The sequence below is a fragment of the Paenibacillus sp. FSL M8-0334 genome (genome assembly GCF_038000405.1).
Lineage (GTDB): Bacteria > Bacillota > Bacilli > Paenibacillales > Paenibacillaceae > Paenibacillus_AQ > Paenibacillus_AQ campinasensis.
In genome coordinates, this window is the sequence record NZ_JBBOCH010000002.1 from 66,575 (window position 1) to 83,723 (window position 17,149).

General features: G+C 52.1%; 20 protein-coding genes and 1 other annotated feature. Of the genes, 11 read left to right on the plus strand and 9 right to left on the minus strand.

The window, feature by feature from the left end:
- Positions 1–8 precede the first annotated feature (8 nt).
- Positions 9–974 (plus strand): sporulation protein YunB, encoded by a 966-nt coding sequence (gene yunB / locus MKX64_RS14320; protein WP_095264627.1) that lies wholly within the window; start codon positions 9–11, stop codon positions 972–974.
- A 6-nt stretch (positions 975–980) separates the two neighbouring features.
- On the opposite strand, the gene MKX64_RS14325 is transcribed toward yunB, so the two are convergent.
- On the minus strand, positions 981–2,012 hold the full coding sequence (locus MKX64_RS14325; RefSeq protein ID WP_413773607.1) for a M23 family metallopeptidase: 1,032 nt from the start codon (positions 2,010–2,012) through the stop codon (positions 981–983).
- Positions 2,013–2,346: 334 nt separating this feature from the next.
- Here MKX64_RS14325 and lipA point away from each other — a divergent pair, with 334 nt between their 5' ends.
- Both lipA and MKX64_RS14335 read left to right on the plus strand, forming a co-directional pair.
- The gene (lipA, locus tag MKX64_RS14330; RefSeq protein WP_095264629.1) at positions 2,347–3,240 is read left to right on the plus strand and encodes a lipoyl synthase; all 894 of its coding nucleotides are present in this window, start codon (positions 2,347–2,349) and stop codon (positions 3,238–3,240) included.
- A gap of 28 nt (positions 3,241–3,268) precedes the next feature.
- Positions 3,269–3,820 (plus strand): YutD family protein, encoded by a 552-nt coding sequence (locus tag MKX64_RS14335; protein WP_341036371.1) that lies wholly within the window; start codon positions 3,269–3,271, stop codon positions 3,818–3,820.
- An 81-nt stretch (positions 3,821–3,901) separates the two neighbouring features.
- Here MKX64_RS14335 and MKX64_RS14340 read toward each other — a convergent pair whose 3' ends face one another.
- Together MKX64_RS14340 and ylbJ are read right to left on the minus strand one after the other, a co-directional pair.
- Complete coding sequence (locus tag MKX64_RS14340) at positions 3,902–4,702, minus strand: NAD kinase (RefSeq protein WP_095264631.1); 801 nt, start codon at positions 4,700–4,702, stop codon at positions 3,902–3,904.
- 64 nt (positions 4,703–4,766) lie between these two features.
- A complete protein-coding gene (gene ylbJ, locus MKX64_RS14345) occupies positions 4,767–5,993 on the minus strand; it encodes a sporulation integral membrane protein YlbJ (RefSeq protein ID WP_095264632.1) in 1,227 nt (408 codons plus the stop codon).
- A 395-nt stretch (positions 5,994–6,388) separates the two neighbouring features.
- Between ylbJ and MKX64_RS14350 the strand changes: the two genes are divergently transcribed.
- Both MKX64_RS14350 and MKX64_RS14355 read left to right on the plus strand, forming a co-directional pair.
- Positions 6,389–6,769 carry a globin domain-containing protein gene (locus MKX64_RS14350; protein WP_095264633.1) on the plus strand — a complete coding sequence of 127 codons (381 nt, stop codon included), beginning with the start codon at positions 6,389–6,391 and terminating at the stop codon, positions 6,767–6,769.
- A 57-nt stretch (positions 6,770–6,826) separates the two neighbouring features.
- Positions 6,827–7,516, plus strand: coding sequence for a DUF2225 domain-containing protein (locus MKX64_RS14355; protein WP_095264634.1), 690 nt, complete (start codon positions 6,827–6,829; stop codon positions 7,514–7,516).
- 88 nt (positions 7,517–7,604) lie between these two features.
- Here the strand turns inward: MKX64_RS14355 and MKX64_RS14360 are convergent, their stop codons facing one another.
- Together MKX64_RS14360 and MKX64_RS14365 are read right to left on the minus strand one after the other, a co-directional pair.
- Positions 7,605–7,835: a hypothetical protein gene (locus MKX64_RS14360; protein WP_095264635.1), complete on the minus strand. Its 231-nt coding sequence runs from the start codon at positions 7,833–7,835 to the stop codon at positions 7,605–7,607.
- Complete coding sequence (locus MKX64_RS14365; RefSeq protein WP_095264636.1) at positions 7,835–8,020, minus strand: YycC family protein; 186 nt, start codon at positions 8,018–8,020, stop codon at positions 7,835–7,837. Before MKX64_RS14365 ends, MKX64_RS14360 begins: the two co-directional genes overlap by 1 nt.
- 117 nt (positions 8,021–8,137) lie before the next feature.
- Here MKX64_RS14365 and MKX64_RS14370 point away from each other — a divergent pair, with 117 nt between their 5' ends.
- Positions 8,138–9,931 (plus strand): M3 family oligoendopeptidase, encoded by a 1,794-nt coding sequence (locus MKX64_RS14370; protein WP_095264637.1) that lies wholly within the window; start codon positions 8,138–8,140, stop codon positions 9,929–9,931.
- Positions 9,932–10,159: 228 nt separating this feature from the next.
- Entirely contained in the window at positions 10,160–10,399 is a 240-nt protein-coding gene (locus tag MKX64_RS14375; protein WP_095264638.1) for an alpha/beta-type small acid-soluble spore protein, read from the plus strand.
- A gap of 106 nt (positions 10,400–10,505) precedes the next feature.
- Here the strand turns inward: MKX64_RS14375 and MKX64_RS14380 are convergent, their stop codons facing one another.
- Both MKX64_RS14380 and MKX64_RS14385 read right to left on the minus strand, forming a co-directional pair.
- Positions 10,506–10,910: an O-methyltransferase gene (locus MKX64_RS14380; RefSeq protein ID WP_095264639.1), complete on the minus strand. Its 405-nt coding sequence runs from the start codon at positions 10,908–10,910 to the stop codon at positions 10,506–10,508.
- Between the two features lie 335 nt (positions 10,911–11,245).
- Positions 11,246–12,226 carry an aldose 1-epimerase gene (locus tag MKX64_RS14385; protein WP_095398169.1) on the minus strand — a complete coding sequence of 327 codons (981 nt, stop codon included), beginning with the start codon at positions 12,224–12,226 and terminating at the stop codon, positions 11,246–11,248.
- A 176-nt stretch (positions 12,227–12,402) separates the two neighbouring features.
- Positions 12,403–12,659: a binding site (T-box leader), on the plus strand.
- A gap of 54 nt (positions 12,660–12,713) precedes the next feature.
- Between MKX64_RS14385 and trpS the strand changes: the two genes are divergently transcribed.
- Entirely contained in the window at positions 12,714–13,700 is a 987-nt protein-coding gene (trpS, locus tag MKX64_RS14390) for a tryptophan--tRNA ligase (RefSeq protein ID WP_095264641.1), read from the plus strand.
- 24 nt (positions 13,701–13,724) lie between these two features.
- Here trpS and MKX64_RS14395 read toward each other — a convergent pair whose 3' ends face one another.
- Positions 13,725–13,892, minus strand: a complete 168-nt coding sequence (locus MKX64_RS14395) for a hypothetical protein (protein ID WP_176475528.1) — start codon at positions 13,890–13,892, stop codon at positions 13,725–13,727.
- A 122-nt stretch (positions 13,893–14,014) separates the two neighbouring features.
- Between MKX64_RS14395 and MKX64_RS14400 the strand changes: the two genes are divergently transcribed.
- From MKX64_RS14400 to MKX64_RS14410, 3 genes are all read left to right on the plus strand, one after another.
- Positions 14,015–14,239, plus strand: a complete 225-nt coding sequence (locus MKX64_RS14400; protein WP_095264642.1) for an alpha/beta-type small acid-soluble spore protein — start codon at positions 14,015–14,017, stop codon at positions 14,237–14,239.
- A gap of 274 nt (positions 14,240–14,513) precedes the next feature.
- A complete protein-coding gene (gene cyoE, locus MKX64_RS14405) occupies positions 14,514–15,449 on the plus strand; it encodes a heme o synthase (protein WP_095264643.1) in 936 nt (311 codons plus the stop codon).
- 66 nt (positions 15,450–15,515) lie between these two features.
- Positions 15,516–16,136, plus strand: coding sequence for an SCO family protein (locus MKX64_RS14410; RefSeq protein WP_095264644.1), 621 nt, complete (start codon positions 15,516–15,518; stop codon positions 16,134–16,136).
- 124 nt (positions 16,137–16,260) lie between these two features.
- Here MKX64_RS14410 and MKX64_RS14415 read toward each other — a convergent pair whose 3' ends face one another.
- Positions 16,261–16,662: a toprim domain-containing protein gene (locus MKX64_RS14415; protein WP_230875688.1), complete on the minus strand. Its 402-nt coding sequence runs from the start codon at positions 16,660–16,662 to the stop codon at positions 16,261–16,263.
- Positions 16,663–17,149 lie beyond the last annotated feature (487 nt).

The following is a 17,149-nucleotide window of genomic DNA, read 5'->3' on the forward strand; positions in this document are numbered from 1 at the left end:
GGAACGCTTTGAGAAGAAAAAGATGGGGAACGAGGCGCTTGACCTTTCCGTCCATTTCGTGGCCCAAAGCGCGCCGGGGGTTCAAGGCGCAGCGACGAAGCTTCAGGACACCAAGGCCTTCCTCGCACCAGCCAAGAACCGTCAAGCCCGGCGGCCGGAAAAAATGGGTGCTCCTCGCGGTGTTTCTTATGATTTTCGCGATGTTTGAATTTTTCATGTATATCGAGCGCAATCTGCGCCCGCCCATTATGCATCTGGCGCAAATCCGGGTGAAGCAGATTGCCACGGAGGCCATTAACAAGGCGATCTCCAGCCAGGTCGCCCAAGGCAAGCAATTTGACAATCTAGTCAACTGGAAAACCGATGCCTCTGGAAAAGTCAGCGGCTTTATGCTGAACTATGACGAGCATTTGAAGATTACGTCCTTCACGACGGAAATTGTGCAGCAGACGCTCGATGACATTCACAAGCGGCAGGAGCATATTCCGCTAGGGCAGGTGCTTAAGAGCCCGATCGTCGCCTCCTTCGGCCCGCAAATTCCCGTCAAGATTGAGCCGCAAGGAGCTGTAAAAGTGCAGTTGTCCACGCGCCAGAAGGAAGCGGGCATCAACAACATCCTGGTGGAGGTGTATGTTCGGATCACGACAGAGGTAGCGGTTGTGGTGCCCTTTGATATGGAGGCCCAGACTGTTCAGACCGATATTCCGATCTCGTATCTGCTGATCGTCGGTGATGTGCCGATGTATTACTATGACGGCCAGGGCAGAGCGGTAGGCGAGAACAGCGCCAGTGCGCCAAGCATTGCCCTTCCGCCGCCGACGGTTTCGGAGGAAGAGTCCAGCACCGGGGGGCTGGAAATGTCGCCATCCGGGACGACGCTTGAGCCGCCGCCACATCCGGAGGGGGCGCCGAATAGCGGCGGCATATCCGGAAGCGACGCAGACTCGGCCGGTACACAGACAAACGCGCCCTGATTTCAATCAGGAGCGCGTTTTCTTCTTCGGCCGGCGCATCTCTTCCCGCTCCCACTGCTTCAGCAGCGGATAAGGATCGAAGGACCACTCGGTCAGGCCGGTATCCCGGTAAATGCCATAGTGCAGATGGGGAGGGAACTTCCCCTGGGTGCCGGGCTTGCCGTAGCCGGAGCTGCCGACCCAGCCGATGGTTTGCCCTGGGCGTACGACGTCGCCGAGCTTGATTCCCTTGTCGAAGCCTTGGAGATGGGCGTAATAATGATACTGGTTGTTCAAGTCCCGGATTCCGATTCGCCATCCGCCATACTTGTTCCAGCCTTTGATCTCGATAACGCCATAGCAGGTGCTGCGGACAGGAACGCCGTAATCGGCGAACAGGTCGGTTCCTTCATGTATTCGCCGGCCGCCCCAGCTTCGGCCCATGCCAAAGGTACTTCTGTACGAATAGTCGCTTTTGATCGGGAGCGGGAAGGCATGCTCAAACAGGTCGAGTTTGCCAAAGGTTTCATATAGCTTCGAATATTGCTCGACGCGCTGAACCGCCCGGCTGTTCTGGTAATAAGCCCATAGCCCAATGCTGAAATCCTCTTGGGAATGTCCGTAAGGGCCCAGCTTGGCAGCAATGGAGTATAGCAGATCCAGATCATTGTTCGGGTCCGCGATGCCGTCGCCATTGCCGTCCCGGCCGATGCCGGAGAACACGCGAATGGATGTCGGATTCGTATCCTCCTTGTCAGGATTGAGCGGTCCTGCCCAGCGCGTCGGAGGGACGAAAATGCCGATCAGGCGGTCCGGATGTTTGCGATCCTTCGGATGCACGCGGGTCATGGTGCGCTCATATTGGTCAATGGCAGCCAGACGGAACCACGGGATATGGGTAACGGCTGAGATTTGGTCATATAACGCTTTACGAGCTGCAAAAATTTCTTCGGCCGTCTCCGCCTTAATCTTGGCTGCCATGGGCTCCTCCTTCGATGAAGGAGATGCTTCGGCGGTTTCGGAGCTGCTCAGGCAGCATACTGCCGTCACGGCGGCAATGAAGGCAGCACTCCACCGTTTGCCGGCAGAGCGGCGGTCTCTGAGATTGACGATCCTCAAGGCGTCTTCTCCTCCTTATATTGAATGAAAGGACTGCAATTTGATGGCTATAGGCAGCCAGCGTTTGGCTGAACGCCGGTCCTATGTCGGGGCGATAGATTCTCGCCTACCCAGTAGCGTGCTTCCAAAGGAGAAATTTTATCCATGCCGGACCTAGATCAATCTCATACCGATGTGAAACAGGTAAATCAACCATTTTCATGATATAATATGGAACAGTTGAAGATAGAGGGGGAACCATATCCCTTAATCCATTCGAAAGAAGGTATTTTCTTTGTCCAAAACTAAACAGCCAAAACCTGACTGGATACGAATCAAACTGACGACTGGCGATAATTATAAGGAAATCAAGAACATGATGCGTTCCAAGACGCTACATACCGTGTGCGAGGAGGCCCGCTGCCCGAACATTTACGAGTGCTGGGCGAACCGGACGGCAACCTTTATGATTCTGGGCGATATTTGTACCCGTGCTTGCCGCTTCTGTGCGGTGAATACGGGACTGCCGACGGAGCTCGATCTTCAGGAGCCAGAGCGGGTAGCGGAAGCTGCCGAGCAGATGAATTTGCAGCACTGCGTCGTGACGAGTGTGGCGCGCGATGATCTGAAGGACGGAGGGGCGTCGATTTTTGCAGCAACGGTCAAAGCGATTCGCAAACGTCTTCCACTCTGCTCGGTCGAAGTGCTGATTCCGGATTTCATGGGCAGCGAAGATGCGCTGAAGATCGTTATGGATGCCAAGCCGGATATTCTGAATCACAATATCGAGACGGTGGAGAGACTGTCGGATCGGGTCCGCGCCAAAGCGAAATATTCCCGTTCCCTGCAGCTGCTGGCCAATGCCAAGAAAATGCAGCCGGACATCCCAACCAAATCCAGCATCATGCTGGGCGTCGGCGAGCAGTGGGACGAGATTTTGCAGGCGATGGACGATCTTCGCGCAGTAGACTGCGACATCATGACGATCGGACAATATTTGCAGCCATCACCGAAGCATCTGAATGTCGAGAAATACTACACGCCGGAGGAGTTTGCACAGCTGAAGGAAGAGGGTATGAAGCGCGGATTCAGCCATGTCGAGTCCGGACCGCTTGTCCGCAGCTCCTACCATGCGCATGAACAGGTGAAATCGGCTCAGCGCCAGAAGGAAGAGCCAGTAAGCTCTTAACCTTGGATGAAAGGCAGGGGAACCGTAAGTGATCGTGATCGGCAACAAAAGTTACGAGGTGCTCAAGGACCACCGCAACGGCTGGAACCCCGAGGCTTTCCGGGAGAGATACAGCGAGGTTCTGGATCGTTATGATTACATCGTGGGCGACTGGGGCTACAACCAGCTCCGTTTGAAGGGCTTCTATCGTGACAACCATCCGAAAGCGCCCAAGGACGCGACGTTTTCCAGCGTATCCGATTATATTAACGAATACTGCAACTTCGGCTGCGCGCATTTTGTGCTGCAGAAGCTGAAGGATGTCAAGGAGCCTAAAGAGGCCAAGGACGTTAAAGACGCCAAAGATTCCAAAGATGCGAAGGATGCCGATGCAGCCCGCGAGAGCCGGGGCTCGGCCGAGCCCCGGCCTGAGGGCGAAGCCAAAGGCAAGAAGGAACCGCGCGAGCCGCGTGAAGCCCGGGAATCACGGGAGCGGGAAGGCAAGCGGGAAGCGCGTGCGCACCGGGAATCCAAAGAGAAACGTTCCCACAAGGAAGCTGCCAAGGATGCTTCGAAAGAGGCAGAGACAACGAAAGCATAGAACAAGCATAGAACAAGCATAGAACAAGCATAGAGGCCCCCTGCAACCAAGCAGGGGGCCTTATGGTGTATACCTATTCGATTAGCCGAGGAACGCATCCCGCACCCGATTCCAGAACGGAAACGGGCGGTATCTGGCAAAGCTGACCTCTTGTTCGGCAACTTGACAGCGAACAGAGATAAGATCGTCAATCGTAATGTTGATATGGTCCACGGTCAGCAGCAGACGCTGCTCCTTGCGTGAGAAAATGTCGCAATGATGATGCTTCGGCAGCAGCAGCGGGGAGCCTAGCGTACGGAAAATCCGGTTGTTGATCGATGCGATCTCCGCGATTTGGAGCGCTTCAATCGAAGGATGAACCATCGCTCCCCCCACACTTTTGTTATAGGCAGTACTGCCAGAAGGTGTGGATACACATATGCCGTCGCCCCGGAACATTTCAAAGGTCACGTCATTGATGTCGATCTGGGCGACGACTGTGCCGTCAATGCCCTTGAGCGTAAATTCATTTAAGGCGATATAAGAGGACGTTCCGGACTTCTTGTGAATTTCCAGCTGAACCAATGGATATTTAACAATCCGGGGATGCGAGTCGGAACCACGGGCGCCGCTCATGTGGTCGATGAGCTCGTGCAGCTCGTCCGCTTTCCAGTCTGCGTAAAATCCAAGATGCCCGGTGTGAACACCGACAAACGCCAAGTCGGGAATCCGATCTATAAACGTATGAAAAGCATGCAGCATAGTTCCGTCTCCGCCGATGGAGACGACAATTTCAGGCGATTCTGCATCCAGCTCAAATCCCCGCTGTTCCGCAAGCTTGTGAAACTGCTGCGTCAGCTCGACAGACAATGGGTCTCCGCGATCCAGAACATAATATCTCAAGTTGATAGCTCCTTTATAAGGGTATATAACGATGATAACTCAAACCTGAAGGAGAACACAACGCTCACCGGGGAAAATTGCGAAATTTCTGCCGCCACAGGCTGACCCAATGCATCAGTAAAGCAATGCCGAGCAGCATTCCAAACAGCAGGCAGAATGCGGACATCAGGGTAGCATACCCGCCGGAAGCCGAGTAGGCGAAGGATGGCGTAACCGTGCCGGAAGGCTCTGATCCCATCAGCGTGTTCCACAGCAATAGCACAAGGCCGGCAGCGAGTACCCCGTGGATGAATCGCGCCATGGCAAACGGCCAGTATCTGAGCTTGGTAGTGTTCAGAATGCTGACGATCTGGGCATGGACACTGAGGCCTCCCCAGGACAAGATAAACGCAGCGGCAGCTGCCTTATACATAAGCGGGATTGCCGCTGAGGCCTCGCCGGCATAGCGAGCGCCAAGCGTGACCTCAAACAATCCGCCCATCAGCGCCGTCGATAACTCCTCCGGCATGCCCATCACAGCCAGCAGTTCATTCACCCCGCGGGTGAGCAGCGGAATGGCGCCTGCCTGCGTCCACATTTCCAGGAAAACAGAAAAGAATACAACCAGCCCCCCGACGACAATAATAAGCTGGAGGGAGGACTGAATCGCCTGGGCCAGCAAGGTGCCCAGATCCCGCCCGTCACGTGCTCTTGCGGCGTGCATTGCCTGAAGGGCAGCCTTCATGCGGCTTGTCTTCCGTTTATTCTCCGAGCGGGATGTGGTGGCCTCTATTTCCTTACGCCCATGGAATCGCATCAAGAGGCCGACAAGGAGCCCGCTGCCATAATGGGCAAGCGCCAGAATGACGGCCAATTCCGGCTTGTGAAAAAAGCCGACACAGACCGCCCCGATCAGGAAGATCGGGTCTGAAGAAGTGGTGAAGGCCACAAGACGCTCTCCTTCATCCCGGCTCAGCATGTTCTGTTCCCACAGTTTGGCGGTCAGCTTCGCACCGACCGGATAGCCGGATACGTAGCCCATGGCGGCCACAAATCCGCCGCTTCCGGGGATGCGGAACAGCGGCTTCATCAGTGGATCGAGCAGCGTCCCGATCAGATGAACGACACCGAAGCCGAGCAGCACTTCGGATATGACAAAGAAGGGGAAGAGCGAAGGGAACAGCACGTCCCACCAGATCGCCAGTCCTCGCAGCGACGATTCAAGCGCGGCCTCCGGGAAAACAGTCATTAGGGCAACTACGCTTAACAGCGCCCCGGTTATGAGGAGCAAACTCGCGATTTTCTGGGTCATGATTATGATCAACTCCCGGATTCGTTGAAGGTCAGTGTAGGCAACACGTCCATATTGATAAAAATGTATGCCTGAGAGCGGACAAACAGTATAAAAACTTGGGGTAAGCGCTTGCAAAAAAGCTTCCTTTTTAAGAATCTTGTGTTATAATAAAACCACTAATCGTAACGGTTAACGGGATTAAGTGTGGATGGAGTGATGATGATGAGCATAGTCGCGGGTATATTGGTATGCGCCTTCGTTTATGTCATACGTGCTTCTCTCGTCCAGGGTGAAGAGGATTGGCGCAGTTACTAAAGGAGTTCAAGGGGCTAAACTGTCGTTTAGCGCCTTTTTTTGTTGTTTTTTGCTATAATAAGATTGCACATCCAAATTAGATGGGAGAGCATACGACCATGAATCCGAACTTAAGCATTTACGACAATCTGGGCGGAGCTGATGGCATTCGCTCATTGGTTGAGGCTTTTTATCCCAGAGTTCAGAAGAATGCGCTGCTTGCTCCGCTGTTTCCGGAGGATATCGATCCGGTGATGGAGAAGCAGTATATGTTTTTAAGCCAATTTTTTGGAGGGCCGGCCCTGTTCTCGGAAGCTTACGGGCATCCGATGATGCGGGCGAGGCATTTGAAGTTTCCCATCACGCCAAGTCATGCGCAGGAATGGTTGAAATGTATGTCGGCGGCACTTCAGGATATCGGTGTCGATGAAACGCTCCGCGAATTTGTCATTCAGAGACTGTCTGGACCGGCTAATCATTTTGTGAACACACCAGAGTAACGGGTGCTGGATGTGCCTGAATACGTTTTGTGGACGTCAAGAGGAGATGGAGATCCTGTGAAACTAGAGCCCTTGTATTCGATTAACGTAACGTGTGTCCAATGCGGTACCGAGTACGCTACATCCCGCGTCCGGCCCAGCTTCAAGAAGCCGATTCGGACGGATACGGATTTCTGTGCTTATTACAAAGCGGAGAATCCGGATTTCTACGTGGTTAGAGTATGTCCGAAATGCGGGTTTGCCTCAACGGAGCATTCTGTCAATAAGCTGACAGACAAGCAGCGGGAGGACTTCAGATCACAGATCGGAAGCCGCTGGGTAGGGCGTGACTTCAGCGGCAAACGAAGTCTGGAAGATGCCATTGAGGTGTACAAGCTGGCGCTGTTGTGCGCGCAGGTGATCGGGGAGCGGGATCGCCTGATTGCGAGCTTGCTGCATCACATTGCCTGGCTGTATAGATACCAGAACAACACCGCACAGGAGCAGCGTTTTCTCGCCTACTCGCTGGATTCCTATATCCGTGTGTTTGAGTATGAAGGCGTCGGTGCGAACGATGCGCGTCTGCTTTACCTGATCGGGGAGATTAACCGGCGGCTGGGACGTTTCAACGAAGCGGTGCAATGGTTCTCCAGAGTGGTCAGGGATGAGAAGATCATGGATGCAGCCATGATTCGGGCTTCGAGAGAACAATGGCAGCTTATTCGTCAGCAGATGGAAGAGCAGGGCAAGGAAGCCGGTCTCTCGTGATGGCGGCCGGATCGCCCGCAAAGCGAAAGAGGCGTTCCCGGGAAGGGACACGCCTCTTGCTACGCTCCGTGTAACCGCCATAGTCGATTTAACGGAGCTTCTGATCCGTGAGGATATAATCCGGATCGCTGTCCAGAACAGTGACCCGGTTATGACAGCAGGGGAAAACGAGCAGCTTCTTTTTCCCTTCGCGGACGCTGACCAGCTCTTTCGGCTTCATGGGCAGCAGTACATTACGGCTTCCGCAAAACGGGCAGTCTTGTACATATACATCATTCTGAACAATGTCATACGGCCAGGTGTTTGAAAAAGGAATCATCAGTTCTCCTGTTGGGACGGGGGTTGCTCATCCTTGCCCGAAGCAGGGGCATTGTCCGATTTGGCAAGTTCGGCGATCTTTTGCATCAGAATGTGCTGCGGCATATGCATCAGCTGCTCAATCGGCACGCCAAGCTGCTTGGACAACGCAATCGCTGTCTCCGCAGATATTTGCAAAGGTCTCATGGATGTGTACCTCCAGCAGTAATTTGTTGTTATATATAGTTATACACTTTTCCCAAAAGCCACACAAATGCTTACTGCTATCCTATCACATTATTATGAAAGGTGTTGACCCCAAGTATGTCACTTCAACAGACCTGGAATTTGGATTCGGTATTCCCTGGAGGCGCGGACTCGGCTGAGCTGTCCTCTTTTCTGGAGGCTCTTCAGCAGGATATTCAGCAGCTTGATCAAGAGGTTAAGGGGGCGAAGGTTCCTGCAAGCCTGGACGAAGTATCCGCCACTCAGAACATAATTGAGCTGTACGGCAGCTGTTTTGCACGTATCCGTGAGGCGTCTGCGTTTGTAAGCTGTTTGACGGCCCAAAACGTAAATGATAAAAAAGCTTCGCAAATTTCAGGACGCGTGATGTCACTGTCTGCCGTCCTGCAGAGCGTAAAGACACAGTTCGACAATCTGCTTCGCGGCATGAATGATGAGCTGTGGGCAGACTGGATCAAGAGCGAGAAGGTTGCGGAGTATAATTTCGTTCTGAATGAAAGCCGCGATCAGGCGAAGGAGAAAATGAGCCCCGAGCTGGAGAGTCTTGCCCTGGCACTGGGGGTTGATGGCTATCATGGATGGTCCGACATGTACGATACGATCGTCAGCAAAATCAAAATTCCTTATGAGGAAAATGGAAAGACCGAGATGCTGTCGGCCGGACAAGCGTTCAACAAGCTGCATGATCCTCGGCGTGAGGTTCGTCAGGAACTGTTCGAGAAGTGGGAGAATGCATGGTCCGCTTCCGCTGATTACTGTGCCGATACGCTGAATCATCTGTCGGGCTTCCGCCTCAAGCTGTATGAGAAGCGCGGCTGGGACGATGTGCTGAAGGAGCCGCTCGCTATCGGAAGAATGACCAAGGAAACGCTGGATACGATGTGGGGGGTTATTCAGGATACGAAGCCGGTGCTGGTTGAGTATTTGAACCGCAAAGCCAAACTGCTGGGTCTGGAAGCGCTGGACTGGACGGATGTAGACGCTCCGATCCGGACATCGGCAGCCAAAATTCCGTATGAAGAAGCGGCGGCAAGCGTGGTTGAGCAGTTCGGAAAATTCAATCCGAAGATGGCCGAGTTCGCCCAGATGGCATTTGACAAAGGCTGGGTGGAGGCTGAAGATCGTTCTGGCAAACGTCCGGGCGCCTTCTGTACTTCCTTCCCGAACAGCAAACAGACTCGCGTGTTCATGACCTTTGGCGGAACGGCTTCAAACGTGTCGACACTCGCCCATGAGCTCGGTCATGCATATCATCAGCATGTGATGGACGGCGTGCCGGTATTAAACCAACGGTATGCGATGAACGTTGCCGAGACGGCCTCGACCTTCGCGGAGATGATTGTGTTTGATGCGCTTGTGAAGGGGGCTGCCGATGAGCAGGAGAAGCTGGCGCTGCTGGAGGAGAAAGTGCAGAGAAATGTTGCTTTCTTCATGAACATTCATGCACGGTTCCTGTTTGAAACCCGGTTCTATGAACAGCGGAAAACAAGTCTGCTCAGCGCGTCGGAAATTTCCGACTTGATGGTAGAGGCACAGAAAGAAGCTTATCTCGGAGCGCTTTCTTCCTATCATCCGCATTTCTGGGCTTCCAAGCTGCATTTCTACATCACCCGGGTTCCGTTCTACAACTTCCCTTATACGTTCGGATATATGTTCAGCACGGGACTGTATGTACGCGCCATGGAGGAAGGCAGCTCGTTTGCGGACAAGTACGATGCGCTGCTGCGCGATACAGGTGTGATGACGGTCGAGAACCTGGCCAAGAAGCATCTGGATGTCGATTTGACCCAGCGCGATTTCTGGCAAAGTGCGGCTGATCTGTGCATCTCGGATGTGAAGCAATTTTTGAAAATGACGGATCATTTGGTTTAATCCCTTGCTTCGGGATGCCTGTATCTTCGTTTATTGAGCCATGAGGCGGGCTGTTCTCTATAGGTTTATACCTTGGGGAACAGCCCTTTTTGTGTGGCAGGAAACCGTAATAACGGCGGGATTTTAGCATACGGCTAATATTACCAATACTACACTTTCGATTGCGCGAATGAGAAAGGCTTCTTTCAACCATAATAACCTCATACAACATCAAAGGAGGTGACATACATGGGATTCGCAGGTCAAGGTCAAGGACGCAACCGTTCTAACAATCTTGTCGTTCCTCAAGCTAGCGCAGCTCTTCAACAACTGAAAGCTGAAGCAGCTCAAGAACTGGGTGTGACTCTTCCTCAAGATGGTTACATGGGGAACTACACTTCCCGTGAAACCGGTTCTTTGGGTGGTTACATTACGAAACGTCTGGTTCAATTGGCTGAGCAGCAATTATCGGGTCGTTCGAACCTGTAATCGCATCTCTTCCCTCCAGCCGGAATAGAAAGAGGCGATCTTCTCCCCAAAGATCGCCTCTTTCACTATGTTATAAATAAGGTATACATAATAAGTTCATGGAATATTAGGATTCTGACACCGTCTCGGCATATGTATGTCGGGGATAACGTATCATTAGATTCGCCATATTATAGTTGGATTCAAGTATAGCATCAACGACAATCGTGCCTTGTCTTACCATAAATTCGTAACTGATTTCACCGTGTGTCCAGCGTCGCTTGTGCTTGAGACTTTCCAGTGCCATGGCTCGAAATGATAATTGCTGAGCTTCATTAAGTCCCGGCTCCTGAGAATCAAGGAAACCGTTGCGCCCTTGTACCGGATTATGTCGAATTCCGAATTTGCCAATGACATTATTTCGTATTTGAACAAATACCGTGCCGGAGTTAAGTCCTGCCAACTCCTCCTCTAATTCTTTAAAAACAATGTCCAATTGTCGGGCTAGCGAAAGCTGGTCCAATTGAATCATTCCAAACACCTCCTCAACAATACTTATTCCCTATATTTACTAGGGCTTGTGACTCATTATATGACAAACATATTGTCTGATCAACAATATTCAACACAATTGGGTAATAATCCCTAATATTGCATGAATGATTAGTTCATGCAAGTTTTTATATGTCATCTTTCGGGTTTTTACGACAAGCTATTCCGTGGTTTATCCATATGAAAAAGCGCGAGTACAGACGGAAATACATCCGTTTACTCGCGCTTTCGTATAGTCCCGCCAGTCGGGGGAAATGACTGTAAGGAGAGCAGCTGACAGTGTCGATTGCGACCTTCTGGCAGGAGCCTTGCAGCTCAGGCCTCCGATTCAGGGCTCGAGATGGTCAGCTTGGTCCGCAGCTCCACCATGCTTTCAGGTTCAAGCCGGATCAAGCCGGTTTCGGAATCTGGCAAATCCAGATTCGGAGCATTCGGAAGCCATGTATATGGCTCAATGCACAGGAACTGATCCGCGATGCCCTTGGTATACAGTACCCAGTGTTTGAAATAGGCACGGTCGGCAGAATAACGGATTTGATAACCGTCATTCCGGGTGAGCACCGCTTCGGCAGGCTGTCCTTCTGGAATTTTCAGAATCGTATCCAGATCGGCCTCCTTCAGATTCATGCCGCTGTTCAGCGGCTGGAGATGCCCCAGGGAAGCGGTGTCGCCTGTAGGAAGCAGCTCGCTGTTCAGCGTGTAGATCGCCTCAACCGGCAGCTGAAGCGTCCAGTTCTGCGGCTGTCCGTCCAGCAAAAACCACGTATGGTACCCAAGGCCGAACGGGACCGGCTGCTTTCCCATATGATGCACACGAAGGGTCTGGATGAACTGGTTGTTCTGGAGTCGAAAATTCATTTCAAGCTTCAAAGGTTCTGGAAACTGCGCGATCCATTTCGGATCGTCCGAGGTGACAAATTCCGTAGTGACGGCACATCCTTCATCGTCTTCTTCAATATCGCTGACGCACCACGCTTGGGTGCGATGCAAACCGTGAATATGATTATCATTGGCAGTGTTCTGTTCGAATTGGTATTCAACGCCGCCGTATTCAAACCGTCCTTTATCAATCCGGCCGGGCGGAATGAGCATCGGAATCCCGAAATGATACGGCTTCTGCAAATAGAAGGCCAGCTCGGTTTCATCCGGCTTCCGTAGAACTTGGCGATGGTTGTCTTTGTCCTTGATTTCAATAACATTGTTGCCTAAACGGGGAAGGAGTGTCACTTCAAGACGGCCGCTGTTAAGAGTATAAGTGTCGTAACCATTCCATTGACCTTTGGTCACTTGATTCATATCGATGCTCCTTTACTAACAGAAATCATTGTCTTGACGATTAACCACATCATAACAGATTTTTGCAGTGTACGTAAAAGAAAAGCTTCGAAACATAAGGACAAGTTCGGTCAAAATGGAATTGACAAGGGAAGTTCGGGGATTTATCATTTGCTTGTAACAAGTTCTCAATGACTTTAAACACGATGACAAGGACAAGTAGGCAGGCGCGGTCATTCTTCAGAAAGCCGATGGGTGATGCGAATCGGTGAAGCCGCTTTGCTGAATGGACCTTGGAGTGCCTTGGGCAGAACAGGAAGAAGCCTCGTGCTCCCTCCTTACTATGCGGGCCGGTTATTCTCCGTTATAAGAATCCAAGGCTGCGGCAATGATGTGCGACATCATGGTCCTGTTGCAGCGAATTAGGGTGGCACCACGGTCTCTCGTCCCTTTAGCGGATGAGGGCCTTTTTGTATTTCATGGATATTCAATAGGGAGGTTAAACGATATGAAAAAGGTACTTTCCGGCATTCAACCAAGCGGAAGCCTGACACTCGGCAACTATATCGGCGCGATGAAAAATTTCGTCAAGCTGCAGCATGAATCACAGTGCTATTTCATGGTGGTGGACCTGCATGCGATCACGGTTCCTCAGGAGCCGGCCGCGCTCAGGGAGCAATCGGAGGCGGTCGCTTCCCTGTTCGTGGCGGCGGGCATCGACCCGTCCAGCTCCAATGTCTTCCTTCAGTCCCATGTACCGGAGCATGCGGAGCTCGGATGGCTCATGACCACGCTTGTTCACATGGGAGAGCTGGAGCGGATGACGCAGTTCAAGGACAAGTCGGCGGGCAAAGAGTCCGTGGGTGCCGGCCTGTTTACTTATCCGGCGCTGATGGCGGCAGATATTCTGCTGTACAACGCCGATCTTGTGCCGGTAGGCGATGATCAGAAGCAGCATCTGGAGCTGACCCGCGACCTGGCGGCGCGCTTTAATCACCGCTTCGGTGAATATTTCACCATCCCGGAGCCATACATTCCGGAAGTGGGCGCACGAATCATGTCGCTGGACGATGCATCGAAAAAAATGAGCAAAAGCAGTCCGGTTGAAGGCAGTTATATTAAGCTGCTCGACTCTCCCGATCAGATTCGCAAAAAAATAAGCCGGGCGACAACGGATTCCGGCACAGAAGTGGTTTATGATCCGAAAGCGAAGCCTGAGATCAGCAATCTGATGAGCATCTATTCCGAATGCGCGGGAGTCTCGCTCCGAGAGGTTCAGGATCGTTTCGAAGGAAAGATGTACGGAGCTTTCAAAAAGGAGCTTGGCGAAGTCGTTGTGGCTGCGCTGGAGCCGCTCCAAACTAGATACTTCGAAATCCGCCAAACCGGGGAAATTCATGATATTCTGGCCCGGGGCCGAGAGCAGGCTCGTCAAACCGCCGCTGCAACGCTTCGCGATGTGAAGGAGAAGATGGGATTTCTGGCTCCGAAATAAATCCGCTTGCGGCCTGCAGCTGGGTCAGGAGCGCCTGCGTTTGGATTTAATGACGAATCCCCAGCCGATGTTCAGAATGGACAGCACGCCAAGCATGGCAGCAAGCCATCCGTTATAACTGATCGTCATGGCTGAAGCGCTAAGCAGGGCAATGGACGAGATTGCAAACCATAAGGATAAGCCTTTGCTCATATCAAGATTACCTCCCGGGAAGTGTAAACTAAAAAAATACGAATAACGTTGCGATAAAGAGCCATAATAAGTTTGCAAGCTTGCACTGGAACATCAGACATTCAGTGAAGGGAGACAATAATATGGCAAGAGGACGTTCTAGCAACAATCTGGTAGTGCCGCAAGCAACAGCCGCTCTTCAGCAACTGAAAATGGAGGCTGCCCGTGAGCTTGGAGTGACGATTCCGCAGGATGGTTACTACGGTAACTATACTTCTCGGGAAACCGGCTCCCTGGGTGGATATATTACTAAACGTCTGGTTCAACTGGCCGAGCAGTCCCTCTCCGGGTCTGGCCGTACACTGTAAATTTGTTTCTTAACCAATAAGCGATCACAGGCCTGGTGCTTCTATGCACCGGGCTTTTTATGCTGTGGATCGAGGTCAGAACGTCTAACTGAAATTGTGCCTTAAAGAAAGGTCTGGCGTCAAGATTGAGGCCTGGCAAAATTCACCGAATTGTCATACAGATCCGAACAATTGCGCGGGATTGCTCAACACTTTTTTGGAATGATATGATAAACTTTATAGCGGAGGCGGCACTTCCTCCATCATCGAAAGAACAAGGAGGAATATTGTACACGTGGACAATCGCTTGAGATACCAGTCTCCTTCAGAATCGGCGGCCCTCGCGTCCGCTGCACCCGCAGATCAGCCAGCGGGAACATGGAAAGATTTTATCACTGTGACGAAACCCGGAATTCTCCGGTCTAATTTAATAGCAGCTTTTGCCGGATTTTGGCTTGCTTCCAAGTGGGACATCCAGTTCGGACTGTTGGTCTCCACACTGCTGGGAACCGTACTTGTCATGGCATCCTCCTGCGTGTTCAATAACTACTTCGACCGGGAGCTTGACATGAAGATGGAGCGGACCCGGGATCGCTCGCTGCCAACGGGACGTTTGAGCCCGAAGGTCGTGCTGTGGTATGCGATCATACTGGGCATCGCCGGCCTCTCGATATTGTTCCTGTTCTCAGGGCTGCTCGCAGGCATCTTCGGCGTTGTCGGGATGTTTGTGTACGTGGTCATTTACACGTTGTGGCTTAAGCGCTCATCGACCTGGAGCACGTCGGTCGGGGCGATCTCGGGAGCGATGCCGCCCGTCATCGGTTATGTAGCTGTTACCCATCGCGTCGATATGGGGGCTATTCTGCTGTTTGCGATGCTGTTTCTGTGGCAGCCGCCGCATTTCTGGGCGCTTGGCATCCGGCGTGTGGAAGAATATCGGGCGGCCGGTTTTCCGTTGCTGCCGGTAGTGAAGGGCATTCGGCGCACGAAGTTTCAAATGATTCCGTATCTGGTGTTGTTGGTACCGCTGCCAATATTGATGTACACCTACGGATATGCAGGCGTGTTTTTCCTGGTCATCGGCCTTCTGCTGGCGATCGGATGGCTCTATACGGCGTTGCAAGGCTTTCGAGCCAAGGATGACGAAGCTTGGTCCAAAAAAGTGTTCCTATTCTCGATCAACTATTTGACCTTGAGCCTGATCGTTCTCATCCTGAACACGTCTTTCTAAGACGGTGCTCGAAGCTGGCTAGCGGCGAGTCATGCAAGGCTGATGAGATGAAGGGAGACTTATAAGATGAACGGATTGAAACAACATAAATGGAGCTGGCTGCTGCTGGTTGTCTGTATGATCGCGGCAGTCTATCTGGTATATAATGCGCTTGATTTCGGCAAGGAGAAGCTGCCGGTCATTCGCGAAGTCGGGGACTTCACCATGGAGAATGTAGACGGTGCTACGGTCTCGCGGGATGATACGGCCGGTCAAGTCCGGCTGATGTATTTCTACTTTACGAGCTGCCCGGATGTGTGTCCGGTGACGACCTTCCTGCTGTCCCAAATTCAGGACGAGCTGAAGAAGGAGGAAGGTGTTTTCGGTGAGAAGGTATCCTTCGTATCCATCTCGTTTGATCCGGAAACGGATACCCGGGAGAAGATCAAGGAGTTTGGCGACCGGTTCTATGCGGATTACGACGGCTGGTACTTCCTTCGGGGGGATCAAGAGGAGACGCGGACACTGATGCGGGATTCGTTCAAAATCCCTCTGCTCGGAAACGATGCCACCAACTATACCCACGGCAATTACATCGCGCTCGTGGACAGGGACAACAACATCCGCAAGATGTATAATGCGGCTATTCCGCAGGATGTGGAGATCGATGAAGTGGTGAAAGATATATACAACTTGATCAACGAATAGATGCGCATGACAGCAAAGCGCCTGTCCACTTGTGTGGCGGGCGCTTTGTTGTGTCTATTGGCGGAGGCGTGGCGGAGAATGCGCAGCTGGTGGTTGGTGGTTGCTGGATGGGGCAGCCTATCGGTCAGGGCCTTCTTGGAAGGCGGTGCTCAATTGTACCGCTGTAACCGGAAAGGCCCGGTTCGTGCTCCGGGGGAGGATATATAATGAACTCTTCAAGTCCGGCTTTTTCCAGTTGAGCGATCAAATATTCATCGGGCGTTCCTTCAACGCCCGCATAGCCGCGCCGGGTGTACAATTGAACAGCGTCTGGAAACGCATCGCGCAGAATGGCCCGGATTTTCTTGCCGGAGCTGTCGTTGTCCATAAACAGGTAGACTTCATGATCCCTGACCTGTTTGCGAAGCGATTCCAGCTTGGCGGTGTTCAGGGTGCCGAACGTACATAGAATGGTAATGTCGGACGTTAGCAGCCTGCGAAGGCGGCTGCGGTCATTTTTTCCTTCCACGATCATATAAATCGACATCAACTCACCTCGGTCAGGTTACAGACGTTTTGGGTATGTCACTAATGTAACTTGGATTCCCTGATTCATGCAAAAAACCGAAGCGATAGTACAAGAGGGACAGCCGAGCTGCTACACAGGCTTGAGCATGTGAAAAAGCCCCCATCGGTCTATAGGACCTGCGGGAGCCATGAGGGAAGGATACGAACTGGGGATTAATAGTAGTAGCCGCTAAGAATGATAACGAGCAATATATACAGCACCAGAATCGCGCCTACAGAATATCCTCCGCCTACCGGAGATTTATGGTGATGATGCTTATGCACATGACTCATCCATGTTCACCCCTTAGGTCTGATGTCCGTGGTCATTTGCCACACTGTATCTTATGTCAAATGTCCCGCAACGATTGTGCATCGGCCCAAATCAGGCGTTTTGGGCACATGTTCAGGATGCTGCGCTTGAAGTTATGGTCTGTCTGCGGGCGAAGCTCCGAAATATGGTCCGC